The sequence below is a fragment of the Sphingopyxis sp. OPL5 genome, from assembly GCF_003797775.2.
Lineage (GTDB): Bacteria > Pseudomonadota > Alphaproteobacteria > Sphingomonadales > Sphingomonadaceae > Sphingopyxis.
Genome location: NZ_CP060725.1, coordinates 3,384,644 through 3,401,286 on the forward strand (window position 1 = coordinate 3,384,644; position 16,643 = coordinate 3,401,286).

Below are 16,643 nucleotides of genomic sequence, written 5' to 3' on the forward strand. Positions count from 1 at the left end.
CGGGCTGCGACTATATGCAATCTCTATGCCCGGCGGCGTTTCCCGATCTCGATTTCCTACGCGTACATGCATAGGTGAACGACCTCCCTTTGGAGGTCTGACGTGAAGAAATGGCATGACACTCTTGCGGCCGATCTGGGCCTGCGCGTCGGCGGCCTCGGGCTTCTTGTGCTGGGTTGGTTGGTTGCCGTCCGGCTTCACCACATGGCGCTCACCACCCCGGCCCGCGATGCGACATCGTTCATGATGCTCCTCTCCGCGATCATATTTGTCTGCGGCAGCGCCGGGAGCGCGCTCCTCTTCGTCGGTCCCGGCCTGTGGGAAACCGTCGAGGTTTCCGAGCGCTGGAGGCGTCTGCCCGCGTCTGACTTCGAAGCGCCGACGATATTCGAACAGCTGTTGGTGCCCGGCGATCGAAACCGGCCGGTCGCGTAGCAAAAACACTATGCGGGCGGGCGGTTCTCGCTCTCGATTTCCAACGCCGCGCCGATCTAGTTGAGCATCCTCGCGAGCCTCCGCCATGTCCGGCCGAGGCGTTTTCTAGAGGAAGATATGAAAATCATCATCTCGGCCGCCGTTTTTGCGGCAGCACTGTCTCCCGCCGCTGCATGGGCGCAGGAAGAAGGAAAACCGGCCGTCACCATTTCGGGTTCGGCAACGATCGCCTCGGACTATCGTTTCCGCGGCGTGTCGCAAACCGACAAGGAAATGGCGGTGCAGGGCGGCCTCACGGTGACGCATGAGAGCGGCCTCTATGCCGGCGCCTGGGCGTCCAATCTCTCGGGCTGGGGCACCTTCGGCGGCGCGAACATGGAACTCGACCTGATCGGCGGATACAAGGCGTCGATCGCGGACAATATGACGCTCGACATGGGCCTCGTCTGGTACATGTATCCGGGCGGCGCCGATGACTCGGATTTCGCCGAACCCTATGTCAAGCTGACGGGCGCCACGGGGTCGGCGACGCTGACGGCGGGCGCCGCCTATGCGCCCAAGCAATATGCGCTCGCGAACGTTTCCGCCGCGCCGAACAGCCGCGGCCAGAGTGAAGATAATCTCTATCTGTGGGGTGATGGCGCGTTGGCGATCGCCGGAACACCGCTGACGGCGAAGGCGCATATCGGTTATTCGGACGGAAACCCCGGCCTCGGTCCGAACGGCACGAGCGTCGCGCCGACCGGTCGCTATTGGGACTGGTCGCTCGGCGTCGACGCGGTCTGGCGCAATCTGACGCTCAATCTTTCCTACGTGGACACGGATATCGGCAGGGCGGAGGCCGCGCGTCTTCTGCCCAATTTCAGCAAGGGACTCGACGGCAGCGGCTCCATCGCCGACGCAACGGTCGTGGCAAGCGTCACAGCCTCCTTCTGAGTATATGCCGATCCGGACGGCGCGTTGCCGTCCGGACCAATCTCGTGGCCAGGGTCAGCGCGAACGCATGTCATGCGCTATGCAGGGATCGCCCGCGTCATTCGCCACGGTCGGAGCGGGAAAACGGACGGCGTCTTGGGCCGATGGCGAGAGACTGTGTGGTGCCGGCTGTCAGACTCGAACTGACGACCTACCGCTTACAAGGCGGTTGCTCTACCAACTGAGCTAAGCCGGCGCGCCGTTTGCGGCCCTAGGCATTTTTCGGTCGGATGGAAATATCCGGCGTCGAGAAAATGCGAAAAGCGAAAAACGCGTCAAACTATGCCAAAGGTCCAGCCTTCGGTGCGTGCGAGTGTGTCGGTGAGCGGGGCAGGCGCCCAGCGTGCGGGGTCGTGCGCGATCGCGCGCAGCCAGGCGGCGGTCAGCAGTGCGTCGCTCGCATGGTCTCCGATCGGGCCGATATGCCGCACGGGCGGTGATCCCAGTTCGGCCAGCGCGGCGTCGAGCACGGCGCCGTCGCGGATCTTGCTGCGGCCTGCGGGCACGCGCGCGGCGCGCGCGGCAAGGCCGGTGTAGATTTCGACCAGCAGCGGCCCCGCCCTCGGCACCGGATCGAGCGGCCACAGCGGCATGCGACCGCTGAGCCGATGGAGCAGGCGCATGCCCGCAAGGCTCGCCTTGCCGACCTGCGCCGCGCCGACGAGGTTGAAATTGCTCACGCTCGCCGCTTGCCTTGTGGCGCGCTGGTGCTGCTCGACGACACGCAGCCGGCCGGCACCGGCTTCGAAGAGGTCGCCGACGTCGCCGCGGCCGTGGCGGAAATGCCGCCGCGCTTGCGGATGCGCGAGGAAACCGCCGACCTCATAATGCGGATCGGCGGCGGTGAGATGTTCGACCAGCGCCCACAGCGACGGCAGGTCGGCGGGACTCTCCGGCCATTCGGGGAAATAGGCCTCGCGGTCGGCGAAGGCGAAGGCCGCCGAAAAGTCGAAACCGATCAGCATGTCGATCCCCGACGTAGCGACGCCTTCGAGCCAATCCAGCATCTCGGCGCGTGACCAGATATGGCCGGGCCGCACCAGTTCGGGCGCCGCCGTGCCGCTGGCGACCGCCAGCGCGATCCCGCGCTGCCGCGCGCCGCGCGCGCCCGACCAGTCGATCGCGGCGAAATGGGAGAAATGGCGCATTTTTCGACCCTACAGCATCTTTGTCGGCTTGCACAAAGCCCGATCGCGTCCCACATGCCCCCCATGCTGATCGAAACCGAATCGACGCCCAACCCCGCGACGCTCAAATTCCTGCCCGGCCAGGCGGTGATGGACGCGGGCACCCGGGACTTCGCGAGCCCCGAGGAAGCCGAAGCCTCGCCGCTCGCCGACGCGCTGTTCGCGCTCGGCGACGTCACCGGCGTCTTTTTCGGCCGCGACTTCGTCTCGGTCACCGCGGCGCCCGGCGTCAGCTGGAGCGACCTCAAGCCCGACGTCCTCGGCATCGTGATGGACCATTTCCTCGGCCAGATGCCGCTGTTCAATCCCGGCTCTGCTGCGGGGATCAGCGTTCCGGGTGAGGATGAGGCGAGCTTCGCCGACGATCCCGCCGACGCCGACATCATCGATCAGATCAAGGAATTGATCGAGACGCGCGTCCGCCCGGCGGTTGCCAACGACGGCGGCGACATCGTCTATCGCGGGTTCGACAAGGGCAATGTGTATCTGAAGATGCAGGGCGCGTGCGCCGGCTGTCCGTCGTCGAGCGCGACGCTGAAGAACGGCATCGAATCGCTCCTTAAGCACTATGTTCCCGAAGTGACGGCCGTCCACGCCGTTTGACCCGTCCCGAAATCAGGAGAATGATCCGATGAGCGAGCCGCTTTCCGATACTGCCCTCGACCAGCTGTTCCGCACCGCGCGCACCTATAATGGCTATGTCGACAAACCGGTGTTGGACGACCAGCTGCACGCGATCTGGGATCTGGTGAAATTCGGCCCGACCAGCGCCAACTGCCTGCCGGCACGGATCGTCTGGTGCACCAGCACCGAAGCGAAGGAAAAGCTCGCGGCGCTCGCGCTGCCCGCCAATGGCGACAAGATCCGCAGCGCCCCGGTCACCGCGATCATCGGCATGGATCTCGAATTCTACGAAAACCTGCCCGAGCTTTTTCCGCACGCTGACGCGAAAAGCTGGTTCAACACCAATGCCGAACTGGCGCACGCGACCGCGTTCCGCAATTCGAGCCTGCAGGGCGCCTATTTCATCCTCGCCGCGCGCGCGCTCGGGCTCGACACCGGGCCGATGTCGGGTTTCGCCAACGACGCCGTCGACGCGGCCTTCTTCGCCGATCAGCCGAGCGTGCGAAGCAATTTCATCTCGACGCTTGGTTACGGCGACCCCGCGACCATTTTCGAGCGCAGCCCGCGCCCCGGCTTTGACCGCTTCAACCGCGTCGCCTGACGGCCTGCGCCGGCTCGTCATCGATGGTGCCAGCGAGGCCTGCTCGGTCGCGCTGTTCGACGGCGCGCGCCTACGCGATTTTCGCCACGACATCATCGGCCGCGGCCATGCCGAACGGCTGGTGCCGCTGATCGCCGAACTGGCGGACGGCGGGCGCGCCGACGCGATCCTCGTCGGTTGCGGCCCCGGCAGCTTCGCTGGCGTGCGCATCGGTGTCGCCGCGGCACGCGCGCTGGCGCTCGGCTGGCGGGTACCGGCCTTCGGTTTTTCGACCCTCGCGCTCGTCGCGGCTGCGGCGGCCGACGAGATCGCGGCGGCGGACGGCGCACTCGTCGTGATGGAGGGCGGGCACGGGCAATGGTTCGTCCAGCCCTTCGCCGCCGACCTGTCGCCGCGCGCCGATATTCGCTCGCTGCTGCCCGGCGAAGCGGTGCGGCGCGACGACGCGCTGGTCGTCGGCAACCGCGCCGGGGCGTTCGTTGCGCTGCGCGGCGCGGGGACCGCCTTGCCGATGCTTCCCGACGCCCGCGCCTATCCGCGCCTGCCCGCCGCGGCGACCTTCGCCGATCCCAGCCCCCATTATGGCCGCGCGCCCGATGCCAAGCCGATGGCGGCGCGCGTATGAGCGACTTCCGCCTTGCGACCGCGCGCGTCGCCGACCTCGCCGCGGTCATGCGCGTGATGGATGCCGCCTTCGATCCGGCTTTTGGCGAGGCATGGAGCCGCGCGCAGTTGCTCACCCTCTTCGCGCTGCCGTCGGCGCGTGTCTGCCTCGCGTGGGACGGCGAGCAGCCATGCGGTTTTTCGGCGGCGCGCATCGCGGGTCCGGAGAGCGAGTTGTTGTTGCTCGCGGTCGATCCGGCGTGGCGCGGCCGCGGAATCGGCGCCGCGTTAATATCCGATTGGCAAGCCTGGGGCCGCGGCGAAGGTGCCGAGGACTATTTCCTCGAAATGCGCGCTGACAACGACGCCGTTCATCTCTATGAGCGCAGCGGGTTTTCGGAGTGCGGTCGGCGCAAGGACTATTATCGAGGCGGTGACGGGATGATCCGCGACGCGATTACCATGCGTCATTCATCCGGAACCGGTCTAACTAGGTGATAGACCTTGCGGAAATGCTGCCATAATGGCAGTATCTCGGCCGGATGAAGAACAGCCCCAATATTCGTCGTCCATCTTCTGGGTATATAAAAAAGGAACCGTCCCATGTCGGAGCAAACCGATACCAGTGAAATGCTGGTCACGCTGACTGCTGACATCGTTGCTGCCCATGTCAGCAACAACAGTGTCGCGATTTCAGATCTTTCTGCGCTCATCAACAACGTCCACGCCGCCCTCTCCGGCCTCGGTACGCAGCCTGTCGAAGAAGAGAAGCTGGTACCGGCGGTGTCGATCCGCACCTCGGTGAAGCCCGATTACATCACCTGTCTCGAGGACGGCAAAAAGCTCAAGATGCTGCGCCGCCACCTGATGACCCATTATGGCATGACCCCCGACGACTATCGCGCCAAATGGGGCCTGCCCGCCGACTATCCGATGGTCGCCCCCAATTACGCCGAAAAACGTCGTGCGCTGGCCAAGGAAATCGGCCTCGGCACCAAGGGCCGCGGCGGCGGGCGCAAGCCCAAGGCCAAGAAAGCGGCCTGACGCGTTTCGAGCTTTGGCCTTTCAGGGCAGATGGGGGCGGTGCTGCAAGGCGCCGCCCTTGTTCTATGCGCAGGCCGTGCCTATACAGAATATAAGAACAAAGAACGGCTGCAGATTGCAGGAAAGGCCCGCATGTCCGGTACCATCGACCTCGAAGCTCTGTGCCACGAAAAGGGCCTGCGCATCACCGAGCAGCGCCGCATCATCGCGCGCGTGATCTCCGACAGCGAGGATCATCCCGACGTCGAAACGCTCTATGAGCGCGCGTCGAAGGTCGACAGCGGCATTTCGATCGCCACCGTCTATCGCACCGTTCGCCTGTTCGAAGAGGCCGGCATCCTTGATCGCCACGATTTCGGCGACGGCCGCTCGCGCTACGAAGCGGCGCCCGAGGCGCATCACGACCATCTGATCGACGTCGAAACCGGCCGGGTGATCGAATTCGTCGATCCCGAGCTCGAGGCGTTGCAGAAGGTTATCGCCGAACGCCTCGGCTTCCGCCTCGTCGACCATCGCATGGAGCTCTATGGTGTCGCCCTCGATCGCAAGCGCGACTAGACCCGCACGGGTCACCTGGCGTTCGATCGTCCGCCTCACCGCGATGGTGCTGGCGCTGCTGTTCCTGATCGTTCCGCACCTTTGTTATCGCGCGGTCGGCCGCCCGTCGCCGATGGTGATGGCGTTCCTCAACGCCGTCGGTTGGATCGCGGGGCTACGCGTCCGCACGACGGGCACGCGGCTGCGGCGCAACGTGTTGTTCGCGTCCAACCATGTCAGCTGGCTCGACATCCTCGCGCTCGGCGGCGCCGCGCGTTCGGCATTCGTGTCGAAGGCCGAGGTCGAGGGCGTGCCGCTCGTCGGCTGGCTCGCCGACCAGAACCATACGATCTATGTGCAGCGCGAGGCGAAGCGCGAAATCCACAATCAGGCGAACGACCTGCGCAACGCGCTGGCGCGCGGTCGCCCGGTGACGCTGTTTCCCGAAGGCACGACGGGCCCCGGCGACGGACTGCTGCCGTTCCGCGCTTCGCTGTTCCAGGCGGTGATCCCGACCCCGCCAAACCTGCAGATCCAGCCGGTCTTCATGGATTATGGCGCGGAATCGAACGATATCGCCTGGCTCGACCCCGAATCCGGACTCGACAATTTCAAGCGACTGCTCGCGCGCGCAAAGCCGATCCATCTTACCATCCATTACCTTGATCCGCTGCCCGCCAGCGTGACGCATGATCGCAAGGCGATCAGCGAAGCGGCGCGCGCCGCGATCGCGCAGGAAATGGCCGAGACGGCCAAGCCTTCCGCCCGTGCGATGCATCGCCTATAGCGCGCCGATGAAATCCGACTCTCCCAAGACCTTTCACATCAAATCCTTCGGTTGCCAGATGAACGTCTATGACGGCGAGCGCATGGCCGAAATGCTCGGCGCGCGCGGGATGACCGCCGCCGCCGACGGCGCCGACGCCGATCTGGTCGTGCTCAACACCTGCCACATTCGCGAAAAGGCGGCCGAAAAGGTCTATTCGGACATCGGCCGGCTGAAGCGCGACGACGGCAGCCGCCCGACGATCGCGGTCGCCGGCTGTGTCGCGCAGGCCGAGGGCGCCGAAATCGCGCGTCGCGCACCGACCGTCGACGTCGTCGTCGGGCCGCAGGCCTATCACCGGCTGCCCGACCTGCTCGACCGCGCCGCGCGCGGCGAAAAAGCGGTCGACCTCGACATGCCCGCGATGTCGAAATTCGACGCCTTGCCCAAACGCGGCGCCGGTCAGCGCCCGACCGCCTTCCTCACCGTGCAGGAAGGCTGCGACAAATTCTGCACCTATTGCGTCGTGCCCTATACCCGCGGCGCCGAGATCAGTCGGCCCTATGCCGACCTGATCGCCGAGGCCCGCGCGCTCGTCGAGGGCGGTGCCCGTGAGATCACTCTGCTCGGCCAGAACGTCAACGCGTGGGACGGCGAGGATGATCGCGGCCGCGCCGTCGGTCTCGACGGGCTGATCCGCGACCTGGCGCGCGTCGACGGGCTCGAACGCATTCGCTACACCACCAGCCACCCCAACGACATGACCGACGGGCTGATCGCCGCGCATGGCGAAATCCCGCAGCTCATGCCCTATCTCCACCTGCCGGTGCAGGCGGGCAGCGACCGCATCCTCGCCGCGATGAACCGCAGCCACAGCGTCGACAGCTATTTGCGCGTCATCGAACGCGTCCGCGCGGTGCGCCCCGACATCGCGATCTCGGGCGACTTCATCGTCGGCTTTCCGAGCGAGAGCGAGGAAGATTTCCAGGCGACGCTCGATCTGATCCATGAGACGCGTTACGCCATGGCGTACAGCTTCAAATATTCGCGCCGCCCCGGCACCCCGGCGGCGACGATGGACGGCCAGATTTCGGAGGAGGCGATGCATGATCGCCTCCAGCGGCTGCAGGCCCTGCTCAACGAACAGCAGCACGCGTTCAACGCGGCGACGGTCGGCAAGGCGACGCGCCTGCTGCTCGAACGCAAGGGCAAGCTCGATGGCCAGCTGATCGGCAAGACGCCCTGGCTGCAATCGGCGCATGTCATCGCGCCGGGACTCGCGATCGGCGACATGGTCGATGTGCGCATCGCCGCGGCCGGGCCGAACAGCCTCACCGCCGGATTGCTCGTCGAAGAGGTCGCCTAGTGCGGCGCGGGGAGGCGGTGTCGCTTTTTGGCAACGCTGCTCGCTCCTTTCGTCCTCTTCTCCTCCATCGGAGTGGACTCCGGTCTTGGCGGGAGTAGAGTCATGTCGTTGATCGAAGGAGCCTTGCCCACGTGTCGAAACGCCCGCTGACCGCCGCCTCCCCCGCCGAACCCGGCGACCGCGTCCGACTGACGGCGGAGTTCGAGCGAACGCAGCTTTTGGGCATTCTCTTTGGCGAATTCGATCGCAATCTTGTCGGAATCGAAAACCGGCTCGGGGTCTATATCTCGGCGCGCGGCAACCGCGTGCAGATCGAGGGCGAGGCCGAAGCTGCGGCGCGTGCCCGCGACGTCCTCGTCGACCTCTACAACCGCATCGAACAGGGGCAGGAAGTCGACGCCGGTATGGTCGATGGCGTGATCGCGATGTCGGCGCAGCCGACGCTCGACGGTATCATCCGCCACGAGATCAACGAAGCGCCGCCGATCATGATCCGCACCCGTAAGAAAACGATCGTCCCGCGCGCGCCGTCGCAAATCCCCTATATGCAGGCGTTGGCGCGTGAAGACATCATCTTCGCGCTCGGCCCGGCGGGGACGGGTAAGACCTATCTCGCGGTCGCGCAGGCGGTCGCCCAGTTGATCACCGGCAGTGTCCAGCGGCTGATCCTGTCGCGCCCTGCGGTGGAGGCGGGCGAAAAGCTTGGCTTCCTGCCGGGCGACATGAAGGAAAAGGTCGATCCCTATCTGCGTCCGCTCTACGACGCGCTGCACGATTGCCTGCCCGCCGAGCAGGTCGAGCGCCGCATCGCGAGCGGCGAGATCGAGATCGCGCCGCTCGCCTTCATGCGCGGGCGGACGCTGGCCGACGCCTTCATCATCCTCGACGAGGCGCAGAACACGACGATCCCGCAGATGAAGATGTTCCTGACCCGCTTCGGCATGAACAGCCGCATGGTGATCTGCGGCGATCCGAAGCAGGTCGATCTGCCGATCCCCGCCAGCTCGGGCCTCGCCGACGCCGTCTCGCGCCTCGAAGGGGTCGAGGGCATCAACGTCAGCTATTTCACCAGCGCCGACGTCGTCCGCCACCCGATCGTCGGGCGCATCGTCGATGCCTATGAGGGGCCGGGGGCCTAACTCTTAAAGATTCTCCCTGTCGCGCGGCGATGGGGAAGGGCCGCTTGCGAAGCAAGGGGCGGTGGGGGCGGCGACGGCACCGCCAATGGCCCTCCGTCAGCGCTTCGCGCTGCAAACCCCTCGTGCCTGCGGCACAGGGAGGATCATTTCTACACTTTATCGTCATTCCGACGAAGGCCGGGATGACGGCATATGGCCCGCCTTCCCCATTTGTTCGTCGGTCTTTTGTCAATAACGAGTCGCAATAGCATATTGACCCCTTGAATTTGCGCGCCTAGACGGCCGCTATTGCGAGTCAGTCGCACAAATTCAGGGGAAGAAAATTGACCATCCAGCGTTCGCCGTCCGTCTCCCGTCTCGCCGCCGGTACCGCGCTGGGCATCGCGCTCGCCGCGACCGCGACGCCCGCCATGGCGCAGGATAATGACGGTGAATATTGGGCGTCGCGCAAGAATCAGATCGTCGTCACCGCGACGCGGACCGAGAAGAGTGTTGAGGATGTGCCGCTGACCATTTCGTTGATCACCGAAGAGCAGATCGCGAACGAACTGGCGACCGACATCCGCGACCTCATCCGCTTCGAACCCGGGGTCAGCGTCCAGCGCCAGCCCGCGCGGTTCGGCGCCGCGCTCGGCGCCACCGGCCGCGCCGGCAACGATAGCTTCAACATCCGCGGCATCGGCGGCAACCGCGTGCTGATCCAGGTCGACGGCGTGCGCGTCCCCGATGGTTTCAGCTTCGGCGCGCAGGCGGCGGGGCGCGGCGACTATGTCGACCTCGGGCTGGTGAAGTCGGTTGAAATCCTGCGCGGCCCCTCGTCGGCGCTTTACGGCAGCGACGGCCTTGCCGGTGCGGTCAGCTTCGTCACCAGCGATCCCGCCGACTTCCTGCCCGGCGGCAAGTCGGTCGGCGGCCTCGTGCGCGGCGCCTATAGCAGCGCCGACGACGAGTATAGCGAAACCGCGATCCTCGCGGGGCGCAGCGGCGACTGGTCGGTGATGGCCGCCTATACGCGCCGCGACTGGCAGGAACTCGACAACAAGGGCAGTGTCGGCGGTTTCGGCAGCCTGCGCACCGAGCCCAATCCGCAGGACGGCCGCTCGAACGCCGCGCTGGCGCGGATCGTCTATGATCCCGCCAGCGGCCACAAGCTGCGCCTGACCGGCGAATATCTCGACACCCACCTCTACACCAACGGCCTCACCGGGCGCAGCACCACCGTCGACCGCCTCGAAGGCTTCGACAGCGGCGAACGCAAGCGCGTCTCGCTCGACTGGAGCTGGGAAGGCGATGGGCTGATCGATTTTGCCCGCGTCGCGCTGTACTGGCAGGACGGCGAGGACAATCAATACACCGAGGAAGACCGCACCCCCGCCGCCGACCGCACCCGCCTCAACACCTTCGAAAACCGCGTCATCGGCGCCGCCGCCGATGCCCGCGCCGATTTCAATACGGGCGCGATCACGCATCGCATCGTTTTCGGCGGCGACATCAGCAAGACGCGCCAGCGCGGCCTGCGCGACGGCACCGTGCCGCCGGCGGGCGAGGTGTTCCCGACCCGCGCCTTCCCGACCACCGATTTCACCCGCGCCGGGCTGTTCGTCGGCGACGAGATCGGCATCGCCGGCGGCGCGTTGACGCTTTATCCGGCGTTGCGCTTCGACTGGTACGACCTGTCGCCCCGCACCGATCCGCTACTCCCGACCTTCGCGGGCGCCGGACAGGATGGTTCGCGCGTTTCGCCCAAATTCGGCGCGGTCTGGAAAGTCACCGACCAGGTGCGGCTGTTCGCCAATTATGCGACCGGCTTCAAGGCGCCCGAACCGGGGCAGGTGAACCAGTTCTTCGAAAACCTCGCCTTCGGCTATACCTCGGCTCCGAACCCCGACCTCGGCCCCGAACGCAGCGAAAGCTTCGAGGGCGGGCTGCGCTTCTCCAGCGACCATGTCAGCCTCGACCTCACGGGCTTCACGTCGCGCTACAAGGATTTTATCAGCCAGGAAGTGGTGAGCGGCAGCTTCACACCCGCCGACCCCGCCGTCTATCAATTCGTGAATCTCGATCGTGTCCGGGTCAAGGGGGCCGAGGCACGGTTCGAGGGGCGAGCGTCGTCCGGCCTCTATACGACGCTCGCCCTATCCTATGCGACGGGCGACGTGATCGAACCCAATGGCGCGCGCAGCCCGTTGTCGACGATCGACCCGCTCAAGCTCGTCGCCGGCGTCGGCTATCGCGAGCGCACCGGGCGCTTCGGTGGCCAGATCATCATGACCCACAGCGCGCGCAAGGAAGCGTCGCGGGCCGACGGCGTCTGCACCCCGCAATGCTATCGTCCCGACGCCTTCACTATCCTCGACGCAACCGCCTTCGTGCGGCTGATGGACGGGCTGACGCTGCGCGCCGGCGTCTTCAACATCCTCGACAAGAAATACAGCTGGTGGAGCGACGTGCGCGGACTCGCGCTGGTGTCGTCGGTGCCCGCGACGGTCCCCGCGACCTACGTCACGCCGGCCACCGCCGATGCCTATACCCAGCCGGGCCGCAACGCGAGCGTGTCGCTGAGCTTCCGCTTCTGACCACAAGAAGGACTGCACCGATGAAGAAAACATATCGTTCGCTCGCCGCCGGCCTGTTGCTGCTCTCCGCCGCGCTGCCGGTCGCGGCGCTCGCCCACCCGCCGATCGCCGCCGACGCCGCCGCAGCGAATTTCGAACAGGACCGCGCCGACATCCTTGCGATGGCGGGCAACTACCGCGTCAGCTTCAACATGCAGGAATCGACGCGCTGGGACCCGAATTACGAGGTGCTCGAGCCGAAGCGTTCGGGCGGCAACGAGGTCGTGCGCGTGATCGAGGACACGGGGCGCAAGATCGTGCTCCAGCACATGCTTGTCATCACCGGCGACGACGACAAGAGCATGATCATCAAGCATTGGCGCCAGGACTGGGAATATGAACCCGCCAGGGTACTCGTCTATTCGGACCGCAACACATGGACGTGGGAAGACGTCCCCGAGAAGATGCGCACCGGCCGCTGGTCGCAGACGGTCTATCAGGTCGACGACAGCCCGCGCTATGCCGGCTGGGGTCAGTATGAAACGCAGGGCGGCGTCCGCCGCTGGCGCTCGAACTGGACCTGGCGCCCGCTCGCCCGCCGCGATGCGGTGCGCAATCCGGTCTATGATCGCTATCTCTCGATCAACCGCCACCAGCCCTCGCCCGACGGCTGGGTCCATTGGCAGGATAATACCAAGATGGGGATCAAGGACGGCAAGCTGGTGCCGATCGTCCAGGAATATGTCCTCAACACCTATATCAAATACGACCAGTATGACCTGAAGGCCGCCGACGATTATTGGGCCGCCACGAAAGACTATTGGGCGGCCGTCCGCGCCGAATGGGACCGCGTCGCCGCGACCAAGGGCGGCATCGCGATCCAGGAGGAAGCACAGACCGGTACCGTGATCAGCGGCCGCCTGCTCGATATGGCGAACGAGATCCAGGACAAGACGCTGACGACCGCGAAGGCGATCGAAGAAGCGAAGAAACTGATCGAGACGAACACCCGCAAGCTTTGACGACCTTCACCATGTGAAGCCCGCACCTCAAGGGGCGGTCCGCAAGGGGCCGCCCCATTTTTCAATCTATCGATCGGTGCGCGTCAGGGCTGGGCCTTTTCCAACCACCGGATTGGGTTCACCCTTCGGGCAAAATCCATAGTCCGCCGGATCGAAGCGCTGGAATCGCGATGGCCAGCCGGGCAGGCATTCGAAGCTGGCGGTGTCTTCGCCATCGACGATGGCCAATGACAGGCCATGAATTCGCGCTTCCCCGATCAGGCAATTGAGCCGCGCGCGCGGTGTCTTCTCGAGATTGACGAACGCCGATCCCGCATGATCGGGAATGGCCAGATCGAGGGTAAATGCGTCGATGCCGCAATGCCGGATCAGCCTCGCGCTGGTCGGGCCATCTTCGGGTTCGTGGTCCGAACTCAGCAAATGGTCGATGTCGTCGTCGGCGATGCGCAGATAAGTCGGTTCGGTCCTTGGCGCGATCCAGACGGCCGCGACGGCGACGCCGGCCAGAGCCAGCATCGCCCCAATCGCGATTCCCACCAGCAAAGGTCGACGCACGCCTATTTCTTCATCGCCCCGTCAGCGCTCCAGATGCCCGCACCGCGCGCCGCGATGAACAGGAACAGGAAGCAGTAGAGCACAATGGTCTCGCCGCCGTTGGCGATGGGGAAGGGGCCTTGCGTGCCATGCGCGACCCAGTAACCGACCGCCGACATGCCGCTCGCGATGAAGGCGGCGGGACGGGTGAAGACGCCGATGACGATCAGGGTGCCCGCGACCAGTTCGATCGCGCCCGCCGCGGTGAGCATCGGGTTGAGCGGCATCGGGAAAGGCGCCGGGAAGTTCAGGAATTTCTGCACGCCATGCGCCAGGAATAACAGGCCCGCGACGATGCGCAGCAGCGCATAGGCCTGTTCGGTGAAGCCATCGAGAAATTTCATGATCGCGTACCCCTCGCTTGTTGAATGAGGGGCGGATGCTAGTTCAGCTTTCGCTTCCGTCAAAGCGCCATTCTCGCAACCCAGCGTTTCCGATCCTCCCTGTCGCGCAGCGATGGGGAGGGCCAGCAACGTCGGCCTCATCGCCCCTCCGTCAGCGCAGCGCGCTGCCACCTCCCCATGGCTTCGCCACAGGGAGGATTTGATGACCCGAATTTTTTCGTGCCCCATGTCACATCCGCCGATCCTGTCTCGTCATGTCCGTACAACCCACACAAGGAGACCGACGATGACCAAGGTAACCGACCCCTATGCCGCCGCCCCGCAGTTGATGAAGCAGTGGACGGCCTTTTCGATGGTCGCGCAGAACAGCCTCGAGCCGAGCCTGATCGAACTGGTGAAGATCCGCTCGTCGATCCTCAACGGCTGCGCCAACTGCATCAACATGCACACCGTCGAAGCGCGCGCCAAGGGCGAGACCGAGCAGCGCATCTACCTGCTGTCGGCCTGGCACGAAGCCCCGGTCTATACGCCCCGCGAACGCGCCGCGCTCGCCTGGACCGACGCCTTGACCACGGTCGCGCAGGGGCACACACAGAAGGCGGTCAAGGATGAACTCGAAGCGCATTTCACGCCGGAGGAACAGGTGAAGCTGACCCTGATGATCAACGTCATCAACGGCTGGAACCGCCTCGCGGTCGGCTTCGATCTCTGGTACGACATGCCCGCGGCGAAGGCGGCCTGATGCCCGCCGAGGGCATCCATGACGCCAACGATGCGGCGGACGCGGCGGCCGGTTTCGACCCGCTGCGTCCGCTCCTCACCCGCGTCGCCTATCGCATGCTCGGCTCGGTCGCCGATGCCGAGGATGTGGTGCAGGATGCCTTCCTCCGCTGGCTCGGCACCGACCGCAGCGAAGTGCGCGAACCCGCCGCCTTCCTGCGGCGCACCGTCACCCGCCTCTGCCTCGACCAGATCAAGTCGGCGAAGAACCGGCGCGAGACCTATATCGGCCCCTGGCTTCCCGACCCGCTGGTCGAAGAAGAGGAAGAGGACGACGTCACCCTGCCGCTGATGCTCGCGCTCGAACGCCTGTCGCCGCTCGAACGCGCCGCCTTCCTGCTCCACGATGTTTTCGGAGTGGGGTTCGACGAAGTCGCGAAGACGATCGACCGCGATCCCGCTGCGACGCGCCAGCTCGCGGCCCGCGCCCGCACCCATGTCCGCGACGCCCGCCCGCGCTACAAGCTGGAAAAGGAGCAGGGGCTAGAGATCGCCAATGCCTTTTTCGCGGCGTCGCGCAGCGGCGACATGGGGGCATTGGGCGCTCTGCTCGCCGCCGATGTCGGCATGTGGGCCGACGGCGGCGGCAAGCGCCCCGCCGCGATGGGGCCGGTTCTGGGCCATGATATCGTGATGAAGCTGCACCGCAGCCTCGCGGTGCTGTTCGGAAAATATGGCTCGACCCTGGTCCACACCGGCACGATCAACGGCCTGCCGGGTTTCGTGACGCGCGAGGCCGATGGCGAGTTCCAGACCACCGCGCTGGAGATCGAGGATGGCAAGGTCACCGCCATCTATGTGATGCGCAATCCCGACAAGCTGAAGCATATGCATTGAATGGCGGCCTCCCTCTCGTCGAGGGAGGTGCCGGTGTCACTGTTCGGCGGCGAGGCCGGGGATATAGTGCGAAGCAATCTTGTCGACGAACTTCTCGGGCGAAGCGCCCATCAGGTTCGTCAAGACCACAACGCTCAGGTCGTCCTCGGGATAAATGAACACGGTGGCGCGCGCTCCGCCGGTAAGGGCAAGTGCGGGATGCTCAGCGCGCCGCACCGATGGCCAGCCCAAGCCATAGCCATTGATGAAAGCGTTGAAGCCGCGATAGCTGCCATCTTTTTGCGGCTGTGGTTTCCAGAGTTCCTCAAGGCTGCTCTTGTTGACCAGTTGCAATTTCTGGATCGCAATAACCCATTTCGCCAGATCAATGGCCGTGGACTGGATGCCACCGATCGGGAGCAATTGCGCGGACGTCCATGCTTCCTGACGCACAAACGCGGTTTCACTGCGATCAGCGCCGACAGTTCTCATCCCGTCAAACTTCAGCGTCAAATGCGTATAGAGTTCAGCCAGGTCGGGGTTGGTCGAGACAGGATAGGCAAAGCGGGTCTGCTTCATGCCCACTTTATCAAACTGCCGATCGCGCACGAAATCGGAAAAGGATTTCCCTGAAAGCTTCTCGATGATTTTCCCCATCGCGACATAGTTGGTCTGGCTATATCGATATCCCGCTCCCGGCGGAAAGGTCAGGGGATTTTGCTGCACCCTTGCCCAGGAGGCATCCGGGTCAACGAGGCCGTCAATCGGCCGGGTATTGTCATCCACAATTTCGGGCAGCCCGGATGTATGGGTGAGAGCTTGCCGAACGGTGACACCGCTCCATGCTTCCGGAAGTTTTTCGAGATAGGTTGAGATTGGCGCATCAAGATCAAGCTTGCCCGCTTCGACAAGCTGCATTGCCGCAACACCGGTAACGGCCTTGCTGATCGAATTGATGCGGAAAATGGTTTTGTTCGTGACGGGGGCTGATGTTTCCCTGTTGGCCAGACCATAGGCACCCGTGAAAACGATCTTGCCATCCTGCGCGATCGCCAATTGCAGTCCGGGAATGTCACGCGCGGTCATCTCGCTTTGGACCAGTTGTTCGATCGCGGCCGTCTTGTTGTCTGCTTCGGTGACCGGCGTCGTGCGGGCGTTTGCGCTGTTGGCAAGGCCGCCCATGACCGCAATCAGACCGATTGCGGCGGAAATTTTGTTCAGCATCTTTTTTGGCGATCCAAAGCTGGAGGAATGT

The 16,643-nt window shown here is 64.8% G+C and carries 19 protein-coding genes and 1 tRNA gene; 15 read left to right on the forward strand and 5 right to left on the reverse strand.

Translation table 11 applies throughout. The features are described from left to right. The first annotated feature begins 102 nt into the window (after positions 1-102). Both EEB18_RS16315 and EEB18_RS16320 read left to right on the forward strand, forming a co-directional pair. Entirely contained in the window at positions 103-435 is a 333-nt protein-coding gene (locus EEB18_RS16315) for a hypothetical protein (protein ID WP_187141845.1), read from the forward strand. A gap of 117 nt (positions 436-552) precedes the next feature. Then, positions 553-1,371 carry a TorF family putative porin gene (locus EEB18_RS16320; RefSeq protein WP_187141844.1) on the forward strand — a complete coding sequence of 273 codons (819 nt, stop codon included), beginning with the start codon at positions 553-555 and terminating at the stop codon, positions 1,369-1,371. Positions 1,372-1,530: 159 nt separating this feature from the next. Here EEB18_RS16320 and EEB18_RS16325 read toward each other — a convergent pair. Further along, positions 1,531-1,606: transfer RNA gene (locus EEB18_RS16325), tRNA-Thr, on the reverse strand. Between the two features lie 79 nt (positions 1,607-1,685). Then, on the reverse strand, positions 1,686-2,558 hold the full coding sequence (locus EEB18_RS16330; protein ID WP_187141843.1) for a hypothetical protein: 873 nt from the start codon (positions 2,556-2,558) through the stop codon (positions 1,686-1,688). A 63-nt stretch (positions 2,559-2,621) separates the two neighbouring features. Here EEB18_RS16330 and EEB18_RS16335 point away from each other — a divergent pair, with 63 nt between their 5' ends. From EEB18_RS16335 to EEB18_RS16385, 11 genes are all read left to right on the forward strand, one after another. Further along, positions 2,622-3,200 (forward strand): NifU family protein, encoded by a 579-nt coding sequence (locus EEB18_RS16335; RefSeq protein WP_187141876.1) that lies wholly within the window; start codon positions 2,622-2,624, stop codon positions 3,198-3,200. 28 nt (positions 3,201-3,228) lie between these two features. After that, positions 3,229-3,822, forward strand: a complete 594-nt coding sequence (locus EEB18_RS16340; protein WP_187141842.1) for a malonic semialdehyde reductase — start codon at positions 3,229-3,231, stop codon at positions 3,820-3,822. After that, positions 3,797-4,447, forward strand: a complete 651-nt coding sequence (gene tsaB / locus EEB18_RS16345) for a tRNA (adenosine(37)-N6)-threonylcarbamoyltransferase complex dimerization subunit type 1 TsaB (RefSeq protein ID WP_262407961.1) — start codon at positions 3,797-3,799, stop codon at positions 4,445-4,447. The genes EEB18_RS16340 and tsaB overlap by 26 nt, the downstream gene beginning before the upstream one ends. Then, positions 4,444-4,923 (forward strand): GNAT family N-acetyltransferase, encoded by a 480-nt coding sequence (locus tag EEB18_RS16350; protein ID WP_262407962.1) that lies wholly within the window; start codon positions 4,444-4,446, stop codon positions 4,921-4,923. Before tsaB ends, EEB18_RS16350 begins: the two co-directional genes overlap by 4 nt. A 105-nt stretch (positions 4,924-5,028) precedes the next feature. Beyond that, positions 5,029-5,469 carry a MucR family transcriptional regulator gene (locus tag EEB18_RS16355; RefSeq protein ID WP_187141841.1) on the forward strand — a complete coding sequence of 147 codons (441 nt, stop codon included), beginning with the start codon at positions 5,029-5,031 and terminating at the stop codon, positions 5,467-5,469. Between the two features lie 132 nt (positions 5,470-5,601). Continuing rightward, positions 5,602-6,027: a Fur family transcriptional regulator gene (locus EEB18_RS16360; RefSeq protein ID WP_056346586.1), complete on the forward strand. Its 426-nt coding sequence runs from the start codon at positions 5,602-5,604 to the stop codon at positions 6,025-6,027. Next, positions 5,996-6,793, forward strand: a complete 798-nt coding sequence (locus tag EEB18_RS16365) for a lysophospholipid acyltransferase family protein (RefSeq protein ID WP_262407963.1) — start codon at positions 5,996-5,998, stop codon at positions 6,791-6,793. Before EEB18_RS16360 ends, EEB18_RS16365 begins: the two co-directional genes overlap by 32 nt. Positions 6,794-6,800: 7 nt before the next feature. Further along, positions 6,801-8,138 carry a tRNA (N6-isopentenyl adenosine(37)-C2)-methylthiotransferase MiaB gene (gene miaB, locus EEB18_RS16370; RefSeq protein ID WP_187141839.1) on the forward strand — a complete coding sequence of 446 codons (1,338 nt, stop codon included), beginning with the start codon at positions 6,801-6,803 and terminating at the stop codon, positions 8,136-8,138. A 131-nt stretch (positions 8,139-8,269) separates the two neighbouring features. After that, positions 8,270-9,277, forward strand: coding sequence for a PhoH family protein (locus tag EEB18_RS16375; RefSeq protein WP_187141838.1), 1,008 nt, complete (start codon positions 8,270-8,272; stop codon positions 9,275-9,277). A gap of 323 nt (positions 9,278-9,600) precedes the next feature. Further along, positions 9,601-11,853 (forward strand): TonB-dependent hemoglobin/transferrin/lactoferrin family receptor, encoded by a 2,253-nt coding sequence (locus tag EEB18_RS16380; protein ID WP_410468108.1) that lies wholly within the window; start codon positions 9,601-9,603, stop codon positions 11,851-11,853. A gap of 20 nt (positions 11,854-11,873) precedes the next feature. Beyond that, complete coding sequence (locus EEB18_RS16385) at positions 11,874-12,854, forward strand: DUF6607 family protein (RefSeq protein WP_187141837.1); 981 nt, start codon at positions 11,874-11,876, stop codon at positions 12,852-12,854. Between the two features lie 66 nt (positions 12,855-12,920). Here EEB18_RS16385 and EEB18_RS16390 read toward each other — a convergent pair whose 3' ends face one another. Next, a complete protein-coding gene (locus EEB18_RS16390; RefSeq protein ID WP_056346594.1) occupies positions 12,921-13,397 on the reverse strand; it encodes a hypothetical protein in 477 nt (158 codons plus the stop codon). A 14-nt stretch (positions 13,398-13,411) separates the two neighbouring features. Continuing rightward, the gene (locus EEB18_RS16395) at positions 13,412-13,792 is read right to left on the reverse strand and encodes a DoxX family protein (RefSeq protein ID WP_187141836.1); all 381 of its coding nucleotides are present in this window, start codon (positions 13,790-13,792) and stop codon (positions 13,412-13,414) included. Positions 13,793-14,078: 286 nt separating this feature from the next. On the opposite strand from EEB18_RS16395, the gene EEB18_RS16400 reads away from it, so the two are divergent. Both EEB18_RS16400 and EEB18_RS16405 read left to right on the forward strand, forming a co-directional pair. After that, entirely contained in the window at positions 14,079-14,534 is a 456-nt protein-coding gene (locus EEB18_RS16400) for a carboxymuconolactone decarboxylase family protein (RefSeq protein ID WP_187141835.1), read from the forward strand. After that, positions 14,534-15,409 (forward strand): sigma-70 family RNA polymerase sigma factor, encoded by an 876-nt coding sequence (locus EEB18_RS16405; RefSeq protein WP_187141834.1) that lies wholly within the window; start codon positions 14,534-14,536, stop codon positions 15,407-15,409. The genes EEB18_RS16400 and EEB18_RS16405 overlap by 1 nt, the downstream gene beginning before the upstream one ends. A gap of 36 nt (positions 15,410-15,445) precedes the next feature. Here the strand turns inward: EEB18_RS16405 and EEB18_RS16410 are convergent, their stop codons facing one another. Then, positions 15,446-16,612 carry a serine hydrolase domain-containing protein gene (locus EEB18_RS16410; protein WP_187141833.1) on the reverse strand — a complete coding sequence of 389 codons (1,167 nt, stop codon included), beginning with the start codon at positions 16,610-16,612 and terminating at the stop codon, positions 15,446-15,448. Positions 16,613-16,643 lie beyond the last annotated feature (31 nt).

Coding starts and splice junctions, on each gene's coding strand:
- EEB18_RS16385 (WP_187141837.1), top strand. CDS start 11,874: ATGAAGAAAACATATCGTTCGCTCGCCGCCGGCCTGTTGCTGCTCTCC.
- EEB18_RS16400 (WP_187141835.1), top strand. CDS start 14,079: ATGACCAAGGTAACCGACCCCTATGCCGCCGCCCCGCAGTTGATGAAG.
- EEB18_RS16410 (WP_187141833.1), bottom strand. CDS start 16,612: ATGCTGAACAAAATTTCCGCCGCAATCGGTCTGATTGCGGTCATGGGC.
- miaB (WP_187141839.1), top strand. CDS start 6,801: ATGAAATCCGACTCTCCCAAGACCTTTCACATCAAATCCTTCGGTTGC.
- EEB18_RS16405 (WP_187141834.1), top strand. CDS start 14,534: ATGCCCGCCGAGGGCATCCATGACGCCAACGATGCGGCGGACGCGGCG.
- EEB18_RS16365 (WP_262407963.1), top strand. CDS start 5,996: ATGGTGTCGCCCTCGATCGCAAGCGCGACTAGACCCGCACGGGTCACC.
- EEB18_RS16320 (WP_187141844.1), top strand. CDS start 553: ATGAAAATCATCATCTCGGCCGCCGTTTTTGCGGCAGCACTGTCTCCC.
- EEB18_RS16335 (WP_187141876.1), top strand. CDS start 2,622: ATGCTGATCGAAACCGAATCGACGCCCAACCCCGCGACGCTCAAATTC.
- EEB18_RS16360 (WP_056346586.1), top strand. CDS start 5,602: ATGTCCGGTACCATCGACCTCGAAGCTCTGTGCCACGAAAAGGGCCTG.
- EEB18_RS16355 (WP_187141841.1), top strand. CDS start 5,029: ATGTCGGAGCAAACCGATACCAGTGAAATGCTGGTCACGCTGACTGCT.
- EEB18_RS16330 (WP_187141843.1), bottom strand. CDS start 2,558: ATGCGCCATTTCTCCCATTTCGCCGCGATCGACTGGTCGGGCGCGCGC.
- EEB18_RS16340 (WP_187141842.1), top strand. CDS start 3,229: ATGAGCGAGCCGCTTTCCGATACTGCCCTCGACCAGCTGTTCCGCACC.
- EEB18_RS16395 (WP_187141836.1), bottom strand. CDS start 13,792: ATGAAATTTCTCGATGGCTTCACCGAACAGGCCTATGCGCTGCTGCGC.
- EEB18_RS16350 (WP_262407962.1), top strand. CDS start 4,444: ATGAGCGACTTCCGCCTTGCGACCGCGCGCGTCGCCGACCTCGCCGCG.